This is a genomic window from Brevibacterium sp. FME17, assembly GCF_014897515.1.
In the GTDB taxonomy this organism is placed as follows: Bacteria; Actinomycetota; Actinomycetes; order Actinomycetales; family Brevibacteriaceae; genus Brevibacterium.
In genome coordinates, this window is the sequence record NZ_JABUYD010000001.1 from 307,964 (window position 1) to 324,339 (window position 16,376).

At 61.6% G+C, this 16,376-nt stretch carries 11 protein-coding genes and 1 tRNA gene; 8 read left to right on the top strand and 4 right to left on the bottom strand.

Translation table 11 applies throughout. The features are described from left to right. Positions 1 to 59: 59 nt before the first annotated feature. Positions 60 to 141 (bottom strand) — tRNA-Leu (locus INT40_RS01315). A 159-nt stretch (positions 142 to 300) separates the two neighbouring features. On the opposite strand from INT40_RS01315, the gene INT40_RS01320 reads away from it, so the two are divergent. Further along, a complete protein-coding gene (locus tag INT40_RS01320; RefSeq protein ID WP_374701013.1) occupies positions 301 to 921 on the top strand; it encodes an ANTAR domain-containing response regulator in 621 nt (206 codons plus the stop codon). 129 nt (positions 922 to 1,050) lie between these two features. Here INT40_RS01320 and INT40_RS01325 read toward each other — a convergent pair whose 3' ends face one another. Beyond that, positions 1,051 to 1,509: a PaaI family thioesterase gene (locus INT40_RS01325; protein ID WP_193095308.1), complete on the bottom strand. Its 459-nt coding sequence runs from the start codon at positions 1,507 to 1,509 to the stop codon at positions 1,051 to 1,053. 41 nt (positions 1,510 to 1,550) lie between these two features. Between INT40_RS01325 and polA the strand changes: the two genes are divergently transcribed. Next, complete coding sequence (gene polA / locus INT40_RS01330) at positions 1,551 to 4,217, top strand: DNA polymerase I (RefSeq protein WP_193095309.1); 2,667 nt, start codon at positions 1,551 to 1,553, stop codon at positions 4,215 to 4,217. Between the two features lie 36 nt (positions 4,218 to 4,253). Here polA and INT40_RS01335 read toward each other — a convergent pair whose 3' ends face one another. After that, complete coding sequence (locus INT40_RS01335) at positions 4,254 to 5,093, bottom strand: class I SAM-dependent methyltransferase (RefSeq protein ID WP_101570470.1); 840 nt, start codon at positions 5,091 to 5,093, stop codon at positions 4,254 to 4,256. A 204-nt stretch (positions 5,094 to 5,297) separates the two neighbouring features. Here INT40_RS01335 and rpsA point away from each other — a divergent pair, with 204 nt between their 5' ends. The 5 genes from rpsA (at position 5,298) to INT40_RS01360 (ending at position 13,381) form a co-directional block, all read left to right on the top strand. Then, on the top strand, positions 5,298 to 6,785 hold the full coding sequence (gene rpsA, locus INT40_RS01340; protein ID WP_101570283.1) for a 30S ribosomal protein S1: 1,488 nt from the start codon (positions 5,298 to 5,300) through the stop codon (positions 6,783 to 6,785). Positions 6,786 to 6,885: 100 nt separating this feature from the next. Further along, complete coding sequence (locus tag INT40_RS01345; protein ID WP_226830496.1) at positions 6,886 to 8,646, top strand: hypothetical protein; 1,761 nt, start codon at positions 6,886 to 6,888, stop codon at positions 8,644 to 8,646. Between the two features lie 47 nt (positions 8,647 to 8,693). Continuing rightward, positions 8,694 to 9,854 carry a dephospho-CoA kinase gene (gene coaE / locus INT40_RS01350; protein WP_193095311.1) on the top strand — a complete coding sequence of 387 codons (1,161 nt, stop codon included), beginning with the start codon at positions 8,694 to 8,696 and terminating at the stop codon, positions 9,852 to 9,854. A gap of 129 nt (positions 9,855 to 9,983) precedes the next feature. Beyond that, complete coding sequence (uvrB, locus tag INT40_RS01355) at positions 9,984 to 12,116, top strand: excinuclease ABC subunit UvrB (protein ID WP_226830497.1); 2,133 nt, start codon at positions 9,984 to 9,986, stop codon at positions 12,114 to 12,116. A 203-nt stretch (positions 12,117 to 12,319) separates the two neighbouring features. Next, the gene (locus tag INT40_RS01360) at positions 12,320 to 13,381 is read left to right on the top strand and encodes a TerC family protein (protein WP_101570279.1); all 1,062 of its coding nucleotides are present in this window, start codon (positions 12,320 to 12,322) and stop codon (positions 13,379 to 13,381) included. A gap of 103 nt (positions 13,382 to 13,484) precedes the next feature. On the opposite strand, the gene INT40_RS01365 is transcribed toward INT40_RS01360, so the two are convergent. Beyond that, positions 13,485 to 13,775: a YciI family protein gene (locus tag INT40_RS01365; protein ID WP_101570278.1), complete on the bottom strand. Its 291-nt coding sequence runs from the start codon at positions 13,773 to 13,775 to the stop codon at positions 13,485 to 13,487. Between the two features lie 66 nt (positions 13,776 to 13,841). Between INT40_RS01365 and INT40_RS01370 the strand changes: the two genes are divergently transcribed. Then, positions 13,842 to 16,367 (top strand): DUF3516 domain-containing protein, encoded by a 2,526-nt coding sequence (locus INT40_RS01370; RefSeq protein WP_193095312.1) that lies wholly within the window; start codon positions 13,842 to 13,844, stop codon positions 16,365 to 16,367. Positions 16,368 to 16,376: the final 9 nt, after the last annotated feature.

Consider the following 16,376-nt stretch of genomic DNA (forward strand, 5'->3'; position numbering starts at 1 on the left):
GAGCAATCATGCTCAGGGGTTCTCTGCTGTCAGAACTCTGCCGCCTCTGGGGCGAAAAGTACCGGATGTGGGACTCGAACCCACACGTCTCTCGACAATGCATTTTGAGTGCACCGCGTCTACCGATTCCGCCAATCCGGCTGAGCACGGATTGAATCCGCGCCACGCTAGAGTTTACGACAGCTTTTGCGCGATTGCACAATCGACAGCGGTGGCGGCGATCACACGGGTGGCTACCATCACAGAAGAAACTTGGGTACCGAGGTCGGTCCACGCGTGGGCCTGGTTTAGACTGGTGCCGTGCTTTCAAACAGCGAACAACCAACTTCAGATGAGTCCGTGCCGGTTCGCCGCGTCGTAGTGGCGGAAGACGAGGCCGTGATTCGTCTCGACATCGTCGAGATGCTGCGCGAGGTCGGATACGACGTCGTCGGCGAAGCCGCAGACGGTGAATCCGCAATCCGCCTGGCCGAAGAGCTGCGCCCCGATCTCGTCGTGATGGACATCAAGATGCCCATCCTCGACGGAATCTCCGCAGCGGAGAGGATTGCCAAGGCGCGCATCGCTCCGGTGGTCCTGCTCACGGCGTTCTCGCAGAAGGAGCTCGTTGAGCGAGCCCGTGATGCGGGAGCAATGGCCTACGTGGTCAAGCCCTTCACCGCAGCGGACCTCATCCCAGCCCTCGAGATCGCCCTGTCGCGTCATGCGGAGATCAGCTCCCTCGAGAGCGAGATCTCGGATCTGACCGAACGCTTCGAGACCCGCAAGGTCGTCGAACGTGCGAAGAGCCTGCTCCAGACCTCGATGGGTCTGAGCGAGCCAGAGGCCTTCCGTTGGATCCAGAAGACCTCGATGGACCGCCGCCTGACAATGCGTGAGGTCGCGGACACCGTTCTCAAACAGATCGGCTCCGACAAGTAGTCAGCATCCACCCGAACACACACTGAGGCCGGCGAATCCGAAGACGATTCGTCGGCCTCCTGCGTTGCCGCGAAGCAGTGACAGCGCATTGGCCATCATTGCCTGTCATCGGCTGTTACTGCCCGGGCATCATTTCGGGTCGGTCTTGAGGATCATGTTCGTGATCCGCACGATCGAGAGAAGCCGACCGGCTTCATCGGTCATCTTCACCTCATGGGACACGATCGTGCGTCCCTGATGGAGCACCTCGGCGCGGCCGGTCACCGTTCCATCTCGCGCGGCGCGCAGATGCGTGGCATTGAGGTCGACACCGACGACGTTCTTACCCCCGGAGAGGAGGAACGAATGCATGGATGCCAGCGATTCGGCGAGCACCACATGACCGCCACCGTGGAAGAGGCCCATGGGCTGAGTGTTGCTTTTCACCGGCACGTGGCCGGTGACATGTTCGTGAGTCAGCTCTGTGAACTCGATCCCCATTTTCGCCGCCAGATCACCGATTGCTTCGGGAGCATTGAGCTGGCCGAGCAGCTCCCTGCTCTGTCCCTCAGTGGTCTGCGCGGTCAGTGATGCCTCTGGTCTGAACATCGTTCTCCTTCATGTCAGTTTTGAACGATAGGCTATGCCATGTGACTCAAGTAAACGAATCTCTCCTGCTCATCGATGGACACTCTCTGGCGTACCGGGCATTCCACGCCCTGCCGGTGGAGAACTTCGCCACCAGCACCGGCCAGCCGACGAACGCCATCTACGGCTTCATCTCGATGCTCATCAATGTCCTCAGGGACGAGTCACCGAGCCACGTGGCCGTCGCCTTCGACCTGGGGCGACAGACATTCCGTCTGGAGGAGTACCCAGAGTACAAAGCCGGACGTGCCAAGACCCCACCGGAGTTCCATCCCCAGATCGACCTGATCAAGGACATCGTGGTCGCAATGGGACTCACCGTGGTGACCAAAGAGGGTTTCGAGGCCGATGATGCGCTGGCGACCATGGCTCGCATGGGCACCGAGGCGGGCGCCGCTGTCGAGGTGATGAGCGGGGACAAGGACTCGTTCCAGCTTTCGAGCGATTCCGTGACGATCCTCTACCCCAAGCGCGGAGTCAGCGATCTCAACCGCATGACCCCGGACGCGATCGAAGAGAAGTACGCGGTCACTCCCGCAAACTACCGTGGACTCGCAGCCCTTGTGGGGGAGAAGGCGGACAACCTTCCCGGAGTACCCGGTGTCGGTGACAAGACTGCGGCGAAGTGGCTGGCATCCTACGGTGACCTGCCCGGCGTGCTTGAGAATGCGGAGTCGATCAAGGGCAAGGTCGGTGAGAAGCTGCGGGACCACATTCCTGATGTCGAACGCAATTTCCGGCTCAACCGTCTGCTCGACGATGTGGACCTGGGTCTGACCTATTCCGATTTGAAATGGGGCGAGGGTGATCCGTCCGAGCTCTCGAGCCTGTTCGACCAGCTCGAATTCCAGGCGCTCGGCAAGCGACTCAGTGCGATCTTCGGCGAGGAGGCCGTGCCGGAAGCAGCTGCCGGTCCGGCTCGGGAAGTCTCCATTGAAACTCTCGAGGTTCCCGGACTGCTTGAGAAGTTGGCAGATTCCGATGTGCTCGCCCTCGATTCCGATGCGCGTTTCGAGCTCGGACGCGGTGATGTTCGGATCCTCGCCGTATCCGGTGCACCTGAGGAAGCCTGGGTCGTCGACCTCGCCGAGGCGGGGGAAGCCGCCGTCTCCAAGCTGAGCTCGGCGCTGCGGACGAAGACCCTCATTCTGCACAGCTCGAAGACGCAGCTCAAGGCCTGGCGTTCGCTGGGCCTGGACGTCGACGATGTCGCCGGTGACACGGCGTTGGCCGCCTATCTCCTGGTGCCCGATCAGCGCAGCTACGAACTGCCGCAGATCGCGCTCGAGCGCACCGGCATCGAACTCAGCGACTCCACTGGCGACAGCGGTCAGCTGGTCCTCGACCTCGACTCCGACCAGACCGCTCAGACTCACGGGCACAGAGCCGCCGCGCTGCTCGAAGTCCACGACAAACTGGCCACGGCGATCGACGAGGCGAACATGAGCCAGGTCTATCGCGACATCGAACTGCCGCTTGTTCCTGTGCTGGCCAAGATGGAGCTCGCTGGCATCGCTGTCGACGAGGCTGGCCTGTCCGGTCTCATCGAGGAATTCACGAAGCAGGCGAACGCCAGCGCCGGACTCGCCTACGAGGCAATCGGCCATGAGGTCAATCTCGGGTCGCCGAAACAGCTGCAGGCCGTGCTCTTCGACGAGCTCGACATGCCCAAGACCAAGCGCACGAAGACCGGGTACACCACCGATGCCGAGGCGCTGGCAGAGCTGTTCATCAAGACCGAGCACCCTTTCCTGCAGCACCTGCTGGCTTACCGGGATTCGACGAAGCTCAAACAGACCGTCGTCGGGCTCCTCAAAACCGTGGCCGAGGACGGTCGCATCCACACGACCTATCAGCAGACCGTTGCTGCGACAGGTCGACTTTCCTCACTGGATCCGAACCTGCAGAACATTCCGGTCCGCACCGAATCAGGGCGGCGGATACGTGAGATCTTCATCGCCGACCCGCAGGTCACCGACTCTCGGCTCCTGACGGCGGACTACTCGCAGATCGAAATGCGCATCATGGCCCATCTCTCGGGCGATGCGGCACTCATCCAGGCTTTCAAGGACGGTGAAGACCTGCACTCCTACGTCGGGTCGAAGGTCTTCGGCGTCGGCATCGACGAGGTCGACTCCGCGATGCGCTCGAAGGTCAAGGCCATGTCCTATGGGCTGGTCTACGGACTCTCCGCCTATGGGCTCTCCCGTCAGCTGGCGATCGGTGTGGACGAGGCGAAGAACCTCATGGAGCAGTACTTCGAACGCTTCGGTGCGGTCAAGGACTACCTCGACGAGATCGTCGAGCAGGCCAGGACCAACGGCTATACGGAGACCATCATGGGGCGCCGTCGCTACCTGCCCGCTCTGCACAGTGACCGGAGGCAGCTGCGGGACATGGCCGAACGCGCCGCCCTCAACGCCCCGATCCAGGGTTCGGCCGCCGACATCATGAAGATTGCGATGCTCAAGGTCAGCGACCGCCTCGGCGATCTGAAGTCGACGGTCCTGTTGCAGGTCCATGACGAGATCATCGTCGACGTCCACCCTGATGAGGTCGAATCGGTGACATCGATCGTGACCGAGGAGATGGGATCAGCCTTCGAGCTGGACGTGCCCCTGGACGTCAACGTCGGAACCGGCGTCTCCTGGCACGACGCCGCCCACTGAGGGCAGCGGGCAGTGCAGAGGCAGTCTGCTGTTGAGTCAATCCTTGCTGAGTGTGGTGGAGAAGATGACGGTGCCGGGCATCAGGGTCCCACGCAGCGGAGACCAGCCGCCCCAAGCGGTCTGGTTGGACTCCGGCCATTCAGGTTCGGTCACCGAATCGATCGTGAAGCCGGCTGTCACCAGTAGGTTCACCCAATCACCCATGGTGCGGTGGTGTTCAGCATAGACCGGCTGGCCGTCTGCGGAGATCTCCACATAGGGGGTCCGGTCGAAGTAGGAGTACTCAACGGTCAGGCCAGATTCGCCGGGCACGTCGGGGAACATCCAGCGCATCGGATGCGTCGTCGAGAACGCCCACCGTCCGCCCGGACGGACCACACGGGCGACCTCGGCGAGAACCACCTCGGCGTCCTTCACGAAGGGCAGCGCCCCATAGGAGGAGAACGCAACGTCGAAGCTGTTCGAGGCGAAGGGAAGCTGACGGGCATCGGCGTGCAGGAACGTCGGGGGAGTGGCGTCGTCGCTGAGCGGGTGCTCACGCTGCAGGCGCGAGGCCTGCTCGAGCATGCCGGCGGAGACATCGACTCCGGTGGCGATTGCACCCTCTTCGGCCAACCAGCGTGAGCACTGACCCGCGCCGCAGCCGACCTCGAGGATCTGGCGTCTGCTCACATCTCCGAGCAGACGGACATCCGATTCATGAATTCCCTCGGGACACCACATGAATTCGGAGGCACCGAGGAAACTGCCGTGCTCGGCGAGATATTCCTCAGCTGAATTGTCCCAATAGCCTCTGTTGGCGCGGACAGATGCCTCTTCATCGATGGGCAGATAGCCACCGCTGATGACCTCGGCCCGATAACTTCCGTCGCTCATCATTCCTCCGTGGCGATTGCCATGTTCTGTTTCCGACTGCGGCGTGCATTCACGCCATGGATGATGCTAGTATTGACAACCGTATGCGCGTATGCATGCATGTCCAAAATCGTAATCGAGACCGGATCCAGTTCTCGGGCTGTTTAACAGCATCGCCTCAGAGTATCGGATCTGGACCATAATTCCATCGGAGTCCCAACCTATATGACCACCACCACGCCGGAATCGGTGCAGCCGAAGCAGATCGCTGTCAACGACATCGGAACCGCTGAGGATTTTCTCGCCGCCGTCGATGAGACGATCAAGTACTTCAACGATGGCGACATCGTCGAAGGAACCGTCGTCAAGGTCGATCGCGACGAAGTCCTCGTCGACATCGGATACAAGACGGAAGGCGTCGTCCTTTCGCGAGAACTCTCCATCAAGCATGATGTCGATCCCGGCGAAGTCGTCGAGGTCGGGGACGAAATCGAAGCCCTCGTTCTTCAGAAGGAAGACAAAGAAGGCCGACTCATGTTGTCCAAGAAGCGCGCTCAGTACGAGCGCGCCTGGGGTGACATCGAAAAGATCAAGGAAGACGACGGTGTCGTCACCGGTACCGTCATCGAGGTTGTCAAGGGCGGCCTGATCGTCGACATCGGTCTGCGCGGCTTCCTGCCTGCTTCCCTCGTTGAGATGCGTCGCGTCCGCGATCTTGCTCCTTACATCGGCCAGCAGGTCGAAGCCAAGATCATCGAACTGGACAAGAACCGCAACAACGTCGTTCTGTCCCGTCGCGCATGGCTCGAGCAGACCCAGTCCGCGGTCCGCCACGACTTCCTGCAGACCCTGCAGAAGGGCCAGGTCCGTCCCGGCGTCGTCTCCTCCATCGTCAACTTCGGTGCATTCGTCGACCTTGGTGGTGTCGACGGACTCGTTCACGTCTCCGAGCTGTCCTGGAAGCACATCGATCACCCAGGCGAGGTTGTCACCGTTGGTGACGAGGTCACCGTTGAGGTGCTCGACGTCGATATGGACCGCGAACGTGTCTCCCTGTCGCTCAAGGCGACTCAGGAAGACCCATGGCAGCACTTCGCTCGCACTCACGTCATCGGTCAGATCGTTCCCGGCAAGGTCACCAAGCTGGTTCCGTTCGGTGCATTCGTGCGCGTCGAAGACGGCATCGAAGGCCTCGTCCACATCTCCGAACTCGCAGTTCGCCACGTGGACCTGCCAGAACAGGTCGTCTCCGTTGACGAGACCATCTACGTCAAGGTCATCGACATCGACCTCGAGCGTCGTCGCATCTCGCTGTCGCTGAAGCAGGCGAACGAAGGCGTCGACCCCGAGGCCGACGAATTCCTCGACCCTGCCCTCTACGGCATGCCGCAGGAATACGACGAAGACGGGAACTACAAGTACCCAGAAGGCTTCGATCCAGAGACCAACGAGTGGATGGAAGGCTTCGACTCACAGCGCGAGGTCTGGGAGCAGCAGTACGCTGCCGCTCAGGAACGCTGGGAAGAGCACAAGAAGCAGGTCGCCAAGGCCATCGCTGCGGATGCCGAAGCAGGCTCCGAAGAGGCCGGCAGCGCTCCTGCCGAAGCTGCACCAGCCACCGGATCGTTCTCCTCGGAAGAGGCAGCCGACGAAGGAACACTGGCCAGCGACGAAGCTCTCGCAGCTCTGCGTGAGAAGCTTGCAGGCAGCTGATAACAGCACTCACAAGGGCTCCCGGTCGATTGGCCGGGAGCCCTTTGTGTATGCATCCACCCTGCGACAGCGAGCCCGACCGTGGCTGTGGTATGCGCTTATGCTCACTGTCATCAGCATCTGCGTGTTCGGACAGGTCGCCGCCGATCCCGGAGGGCAAGTTGTCGCCGGCAACGACGACTCCTCCCTCTTCATCTGGTGGCTCGGACACGCCGCGGACATCTTCGCCTCGCAGCTCGGCTTCGGCACCCCTCAGGCAGGATCGGCGGACGGCCTCCTCTTCACGGAGGCGATGAACACACTCAACGGCGGTGTCAACGGAGCCTGGAACACGTCCCTGGCCGGCCTGGCCCTGATCCTGGCCCCCGTCACCTGGGCGGCAGGACCCATCGTCAGCTACAACCTGCTCATCATCTCCATCCCGGTGCTGGTCAGCCTCGCGGCTGCGGCTCTCTTCACCCGGTTCCTCACCCGAATTCCTGCCTTCATCGCGGCCGGCGGAGTGGGGTTCTCCAGCTACGTGATCGCCCAGACCTCCGGCCATCCCAACCTCGCCTTCGCCGTCGCACCACCACTGGTGGCATTGATCATCCTCAAACTCCTGCTGCGGGCTCCTCGGGTGGGAATCGGCAGCCGTGAGTTCTGGACCTTGAGCCTCGGACTGGGAGCTGTGCTGGGGTTCCAGTTCTACGTCTCCACCGAGGTCCTCGCCGGTACCTTCATCGCCGCACTGTGCCTGCTGGTCAGCATCGCCGTCTTCGGCAGGAAGGTCTGGAACCTCCCCGGCTGGCTGAGATTGGGCCTCGGCGGTGTGCTCGGATCCGCGCTGGCGCTGTTCATCGCCCTGCCCCTCCTGTTCACGATGCGCGGACCCAACGCGCCCGACAGTGCGATTCGACCCCACGGAGTATGGAACACGGATCTGCTCGATCCCATCATCCCCGCCGGCCCGACTCTTCTCGGGTCAGGTGCCTCACCCATTCCGCGCATCATGGACATCGATGCCGCCGAACTCGGCGCCTACGTCGGAGTGCCCGCCCTCATCGTCGCTGCCCTCATCGTCATCTGCCTGGTCCGCAAGCCGAGGTATGGAACGATCCTGACCATCGCCTCGGCGACGGGGCTCTTGGTCTTCGTCCTCTCGCTGGGCTCACCGGTACTTCTCAATGGGAAGAGCATCCTTGGGACCGGTCCCTTCGCATTGGTCGAAGCGATACCGGTGCTCAACAACGTCCTGCCCATGCGCCTGGTCCTGCATTCGACGATCGCACTGTTCGTGATCCTCGGCTGCGGACTGCAATGGGCGCTTGAGAATATCCGGCTCCGCGTCGGCCAAGCTCTGCTGGGGCTGCTGGCAGTTGCCGCGGTCACAGTGATTCCTGGTGTGCAGACGTCACGCGAAGTCTACGTGCCCGAGTTCTACACCGAATCCATCGCCGAGGTGATTCCCGCAGGATCGGTCGTGAAGACTGTTCCCCGCCCGCTGGCCTGGGCCGAACCCCATGCCGACGAAGCCATGGTGTGGCAGTCGGTGAGCGGTTTCCACTACCGGGAGACCGGCGGCTATTTCATCGGCTCGAGCCCGGATGCGGGTGTCACCTATGCAGCCCCGGAGGATGCTCTGGACACGCTGCTGCACGAGGTGGTGTACTCCGGTGCGCCCTTCCCAGATCCTGAGAGCAGTGAGATGAGCGCGGCCGTCGATGAGCTGCGCGATTCGGGTGTCGACTTTGTCGTCCTTGCCCCGGACGCGCCGCTTCTGCCCGGTGGTCCCGGAGAATACGAGAACTTCCTCAACACCAGCCTGGGCGAACCGGTGTTCGCCGAGGAAGGAGTTTTGGTCTACTCGCTCGATCGCTAGGTGCACCTGATCTCGCTAGGTGCACCTGAAATGGCTAGGCTGAGGTCATGCTGAAAATAGGTCTCACCGGTGGAATCGGTGCCGGGAAATCAACCGTCTCCGAGATCCTCGCCGCCCACGGTGCCGCGATCATCGATGCCGACAAGATCGCACGGGAGGTCGTCGCACCGGGGGAGCCCCTGCTCGATGACCTTGCTGAGAGATTCGGTGAGGCCATCATCGGTGACTACGGTGGACTCGACCGGGCGCAGCTGGCAGCCGCGGCATTTGTCGATGAGCAGTCCACCGCGGCTTTGAACGCGCTCATGCATCCCGCGATCCGTGACCGCACCCTCGAGCACTTCGCCAGGCATTCCGACGCCGAGGTGGTCGTCCACGATGTGCCGTTGCTCGTCGAGAACGCGATGACCCCCGCCTACCACCTCAATCTTCTCGTCGACGTCCCGGCCGAACTGCGCCTGGAACGGCTGATGAGGGCCAGGGGCATGACCCGCGACGACGCAGAATCGCGCATCGCCCGACAAGCCAGCGACGAGGACCGGTATGCCGTCTGCGACGTGATCATCGACAACGCGGGCACGGTCACTGCAACGCAGGACCGGGTTGCCGACCTCGTCCACGACCGAATCCTTCCCTTCGCAGATAATCTGACAGCGCAGCGGCGTGCAGAACGAGGCCCGGCCGAACTCGTTGACCCCGATGGTCAGGACTGGGAGCTGCAGGCACAGCGGATCATCGCCAAACTCCACCACGGCCTCGGCGATCAGTTCCACATCGACCACATCGGGTCGACAGCAGTACCGGATCTCGCTGCGAAGGACGTCATCGACCTGCAGATGCTCGTACCCGATCTCGATACTGCACATGAACTCTCTGACCGGCTGGCAGAGCTGGGATATCCGGGCAAAGAGGCTGTCGACAACCTCGGCGAGGGGCAGCTGGAGACCAAACGATTTCACGCGAACACGGACCCGGGGCGGGCCGTCAACCTCCATGTCCGAACGACGGATTCGGTGGGTGCCATCTTCGCGCGGGAATTCGTTGAACTGCTGCGTACGGACACCGTCGAACGCGACCGATACGCACAGCTGAAGTCCACTTTGGCCCTTGATTATGCCGGCGATGATCACTCCCACGGATATGCGGAGGCGAAGGAACCCTACTTCCTGACGATTCGCCGACGACTCGTCCCCGGCAGCTTCGACTGAGCGGCGCACGCCCCAGTCCCATCCCGACGACAGTCTCACCCCCGAGAATTCCCTGTGGCAGGTCCCAATAGTTCCCTGTGCCAGGTCCCGATCATTCACTGCGTCAGTGTCGAGGGCTAGTGTGGGACCATGAGCTCAGAACGTCCCCTGCCAGCCATCGGCCACAGGCCGGATGTCACGCGCACAGTCGCCCCCTTCGAAGTCGTCTCCGAATACTCCCCATCCGGTGATCAGCCCACCGCAATCACCGAAATATCGGAACGTCTCGACCGGGGTGAGCGCGACATCGTCCTGCTCGGCGCCACCGGTACAGGTAAGTCCGCAACCACGGCCTGGCTGATCGAACAGGTTCAGCGCCCGACCCTGATCATGGCACCGAACAAGACCTTGGCCGCACAGCTTGCCAATGAGTTCCGTCAGCTGCTGCCCAACAACGCCGTCGAGTACTTCGTCTCCTACTATGACTACTACCAGCCGGAAGCATACGTTCCCCAGACCGACACCTTCATCGAGAAGGACTCCTCAGTCAACGACGAGGTCGAACGTCTGCGCCACTCGGCAACGAACTCCCTGCTCACCCGCCGTGATGTCGTGGTCGTCTCGACGGTGTCCTGCATCTACGGTCTGGGCACACCCGAGGAATACGTCGACCGGATGGTGACGCTGAAGCGCGGCGAACAGTGCGACCGCGATGAACTCCTCAAACGCTTCGTGTCGATGCAGTATGCCCGCAACGACATGGCATTCACCCGCGGCACCTTCCGTGTCAGGGGCGACACTGTCGAGATCATCCCGCAGTATGAGGAACTGGCCCTGCGGATCGAGTTCTTCGGCGATGAGATCGAAACTCTCCAGACGCTGCACCCGCTGACAGGTGAGATCGTGCGTGAAGAAGAGACGATCCATGTCTTCCCCGCTTCCCACTACGTCGCCGGTGAGAACCGTATGGGTCGAGCCGTCAGCGAGATCGAGAACGAACTGCAGACACGGTTGAGCGAGTTCGAATCGCAGAACAAGCTCCTCGAGGCTCAGCGCCTGAAGATGCGCACGACCTACGATCTCGAAATGATGGAGTCGATGGGCTTCACCTCCGGCATCGAGAACTACTCCCGGCACATCGACGGACGTCCCGCCGGGTCGGCACCGAACTGTCTGCTCGACTACTTCCCTGAAGACTTCCTTCTCGTCGTCGACGAATCCCACGTCACCGTGCCGCAGATCGGCGGCATGTACGAAGGCGACATGTCGCGCAAGCGCACACTGGTCGAACACGGATTCCGTCTGCCCAGTGCGATGGACAACAGGCCGCTGAAGTTCGATGAGTTCCGTGAACGCATCGGGCAGGCCGTGTACCTGTCGGCGACTCCCGGCAACTTCGAGCTGGGCAACGCGAACGGATACGTCCAGCAGATCATCCGACCCACCGGTCTCGTCGACCCGGAGATCGTCGTCAAACCGACCAAGGGACAGATCGACGATCTGCTCGACGAGATCAGAACCCGCGTCGACGCCCAAGAGCGGGTCCTGGTCACAACACTGACGAAGAAGATGGCCGAGGACCTCACGGACTACCTCCTCGAACACGAGGTGCGAGTCGAGTACCTCCACTCCGACGTCGACACTCTGCGGCGAGTCGAACTCCTGACAGAGCTGAGAGCCGGCTCATTCGACGTCCTCGTCGGAATCAACCTTCTTCGTGAAGGCCTCGACCTGCCCGAGGTCTCCCTGGTGGCCATCCTCGACGCCGATAAGGAGGGTTTCCTCCGTTCTGCCACCTCCCTGATCCAGACGATCGGTCGTGCAGCGCGTAACATCAACGGCCAGGTTCACATGTACGCCGACACCATCACACGGTCCATGCGGGAGGCCATCGACGAGACCGACCGTCGACGCGAGATCCAGGTCGCCCACAACAAGGAACATGGAATCGATCCCATGCCGTTGGTGAAGAAGATCGCCGACATCACCGAACGGTTGCAACGGGAGGACGCGGACACACGTGAGCTGCTGACCGAATTCGACTACGGCAAGGGCAAACGCGGGTACAACTCGACACTCACCGACGAACAGCGTCAGGCTGCCGGCAAGGCCGGTTCCCTGCGTCCACCGGCAGCGGACCTGACCGAGCTCATCGAATCCCTGACATCGCAGATGCACACGGCAGCGGCGGAGCTGCAGTTCGAACTCGCCGCCCGCCTCAGAGATGAACTCTCGGACCTGAAGAAGGAATTGCGGCAGATGAAGCAAGCCGGGCACGCCTGAATCGGTGCGCATGTGCGTGGCCCAGCATCCGCCCGACTATACTGGTGAGGCTGGCGAAAGGGAGTATCCCGTCCATCCGTGCTCGTCATCACGATCCTTCGAAGGGTCCGGGCGCGGAGCGCACGCCGCCACTGCCGCAGTGGTCATAGCGTGGGAGAGACTTTCGGCACGGGTACATCACCGACTCCTTTTGAAAGGCATCCATGGATATCCTGTCCTCCACTCTCGCAGCAGGCGGTCAAGCCGCAGCTGGCAGCGAGTCCGCCATTCCTCCGTGGTTCATGATCACCTCGGGCATCGTCGTCGTCGCGATCCTCATCTTCGATCTTCTGCTCGTCGTCAAGCGTCCCCATACCCCGTCGATGAAGGAAGCGGGCATCTGGGTCGCGTTCTACGTCGGCCTCGCCATTGTGTTCGCCGGTGCGCTCTTCGCCATCGGCGACGCAACGCACGGCAGTGAGTTCCTCACCGGTTGGCTGCTCGAATACTCGCTCAGCATCGACAACCTGTTCGTATTCATCATCATCATGGGCAGCTTCTCAGTGCCACGGAAATACCAGCAGGAAGTTCTCATGGTGGGCATCATCATCGCCATCGTCTTCCGCGGTATCTTCATCCTGGCCGGTTCTGCGATCATCACCGCGTTCGTCGAGGTCTTCTTCATCTTCGGCATCTTCCTCCTCATCGTCGCGTACCGGCAGGCATTCAGCGATGAGGATGAGGGCGATGGAGAAAACGGACTCATCCGTCTTCTGCGCAAACGAATCAATGTCGTCGACGAGTACCACGGCAACAGTCTGCGCGTCACTCTCGAAGGCAAGAAGTACTGGACACCAATGTTCATCGTCTTCATTGCGATCGGTTCCACGGACGTCATGTTCGCGCTCGACTCGATTCCGGCGATCTTCGGTGTCACCCAGAATACGTTCCTCGTCTTCACCGCCAACGTCTTCGCGCTCATGGGTCTGCGCCAGCTCTACTTCCTGCTCGGAGGTCTCGTCGACAAGCTCGTCTACCTCCATTACGGAATCGCAGCGATCCTCGCCTTCATCGGCGTCAAGCTCTTCGTCCACGCTCTCCACGAATCGGACTGGGACTTCCTGTCCTGGGGCGCGTCAATCCCAGAGATCCCGACGTGGCTGTCGCTGAGCTTCATCGTCGTTGCCATGGCGGTGGCAACGATCGCTTCCTTGGTGAAGATGAAGAAGGACGGCATTCCCATCCGCAGCACCGACGCCGAGGAGTCAGACGACTCCCAGGACTGAGCGAAGGGCCCGCTGGCCACCGGTATGACTGTGCGCGGGTATCCTCCCGAATGGGGAGACCCGCGCACAGCGGCCATGCGGCCTCACTCCTGAGGGAATAGGCTCAGGCTGGGGAGAACGGACCGAAGACTGGGGTCCACTCCCGAACGACCGTTTCGTCGATGACACCGATCGAGGCGTAGGGATCGTTGGCCAGATGGGCATCGAGTTCCTTGCGGTCGGCGGCCTGCATCAGCAGCAGGCCACCGGGCACCGGCTCATTGTCCAGCGGACCCGAGGCCAGTACAGTTCCGGCTTCATACAGATCGGACTGCCACGCACGATGAGCGGGGCGCGCATCCATGCGAGTATCTGTATCGGGACCATAAACATAGTTGACGGCGAAAACCGGCATCTGAAACTCCTGAGGTTCGATCAATAGGATGGACATCAGTCTAAACGGAAAGGTCTGTGCATAGTTGTGGTGCGATTGCAGGAGATCCCAGCGGAATTCGCTGATGAAGACGCGGTGTACGAGGCCTTCGGCCACTACTGCGACGAGCTGGGAATCGAACCGTACCCCGCTCAGGACGAAGCCATCCTCAACATTCTGGCCGGCGACAACACGATCGTCGCCACGCCCACAGGTTCGGGCAAGTCACTGGTGGCGCTGTTCGCCCTCTACCAATCATTCACCCGGGGGATCAGGGCCTATTACACGGCCCCGCTCAAGGCTCTGGTGAGCGAGAAGTTCTTCTCCCTCATCGACGCCTTCGGTGCTGAGAACGTCGGTATGATCACCGGCGATTCCACCGTCAACGGAGATGCGCCCGTGATCTGTGCGACGGCTGAGATCCTGGCGAACCAGGCACTGCGTGAAGGCGGTCTGGTCGATGCAGGCATGGTCGTCATGGACGAATTCCACTACGTGGCCGATCCTTCACGCGGCTGGGCATGGCAGGTTCCGCTGCTCGAAATGCCGCAGGCGCAGTTCGTGCTCATGTCGGCCACCCTCGGCGACACGAGTGAAATCTGCCGCACCATGGAAGACACCACCGGCCGTGACAGCTCCGTAGTCACCTCGGCGACCCGACCGGTGCCTCTGGAATACGAATACTCCACCGAACCCCTCTCCGACACGCTGCGCTCCCTGGTGCGCAATGACAAGGCCCCCGTCTACGTCGTGTCCTACTCACAGGCGGGCGCCATCGACCTGGCCACAGGTCTCCTCTCCGTCGACCTCGCGTCGAAGGAGCAGAAGGCCGCAGTCGCGGCAGCCATCAAGGGCTTCACCTTCGCGAAGGGATTCGGGCAGAGTCTGCGCAAACTGCTACTGCACGGAGTCGGCGTCCACCATGCCGGAATGCTGCCCAAATACCGCAGGCTGGTCGAGCAGCTCGCGCTCAAAGGCCTGCTGTTGGTCATCTCCGGAACCGATACCCTCGGCGTCGGCATCAACGTTCCCATCCGCTCCGTGCTGCTGACAGGGCTGACGAAGTTCGACGGCCGGAAGATGCGCAAACTCAGCGTCCGCGAATTTCAGCAGCTGGCGGGCCGTGCTGGTCGCGCCGGTTTCGATACCCGCGGCTACGTCATCGCGCAGGCACCAGAACATGTCATCGAGAACATGCGGGCAGAAGCCAAAGCGGCCAACGCGGACAAGAAAAAGAAGAAGGTCAAGAAGAAGTCCGCCCCCGCCGGGTTCGTCGGCTGGTCGGAGGAGACCTTCACAAAACTCATCGAATCCCAGGCCGAATCTCTGCGCTCACGCATGAAGATCGACCATTCGACGATCCTCAACCTGGTCGCCCGCCCAGGCTCGAACGTGGCGATGATCAGCCGCTTCATCGACAAGACCTACGAAAGCCGGGAACGCCACCTCGATCTTAAACTCACGGCACTGAACATCGGGCGCTCACTGATCAACGCCGGTCTCATCGAAGTCGAGGACGGAGGGTTGGTGCCGACCACGGACCTGGGACCCCAGTTCGCTCTCAACCAGCCGCTGGCACCCTTCGTGCTCGCCGGACTCGAACTGCTCGACCCTGAATCAGAGACCTTTGCCCTCGATGTGGTCTCATTGGTCGAATCCACCACACCGGTGCCGTTCCCCGTCCTCAAAGGCCAACTCGATCGGATCAAGAAGGACACCTTGGCCGAGCTCAAGGCCGAAGGCCTCGAGTACCCCGAACGGATGGCCATCCTCGACGAGATCGAAGGACCGAAGCCGCTGGCGGAGGTCCTCGAACCCGCCTTCGAACACTTCATCGAGGTGCACCCGTGGTTGCGCTCCGGCAACTTCGAACCGAAGTCGATCGTGCGCGACATGGTCGAGCAGGCGATGGGCTTCACCCAGTTCGTCAGCTACTACGCTCTCACCCGGGTCGAGGGCAGCCTCCTGCGCTACCTCACCGACGTCTTCCGGGCACTGACACACAATGTCCCCGCCGATGACAGGACCGATGAACTCTCGACCATCATCGAATGGCTGGGGGAGACGATCGCCCGAACCGACTCATCCCTGCTCGATGAATGGCGCACCCTGCAGGGACTGTCCCCGACGGACTTCGCGGACGAAGAGCTGCCAGACCTCGATCGGAAGTTCTCCGACAACGTGCGGGTCTTCACCGCCGAGGTGCGCAATGCTCTGTTCCACCGGGTGCTCCTGGCCGAACGCGCCGACTACGCGGAACTGGGCCGTCTCGATGCCGACAGCGGCTTCGACTCCACAGCCTGGGAAGACGCGATCGAAGACTTCTACGAAGAGTACGGTGACCTCCTCACCGACGGGAAGGCCAGAGGCAAGGAATATATCTCGATCGAACCTGGTTCCCAGACATGGACCGTCCGTCAGACCTTGGCCGATCCCGATGACAACCGGGACTGGGCCATCGACGCCGAGGTGGACGTGCGCGCCAGTGATGAAACCGGAGACATCGTGCTCCGTGTCCTCGCAGTCGGAGAGATCAGTGCCCGTCCCCATTCAAGCAATGTCAGTGCCGAGTAATACAGTGGA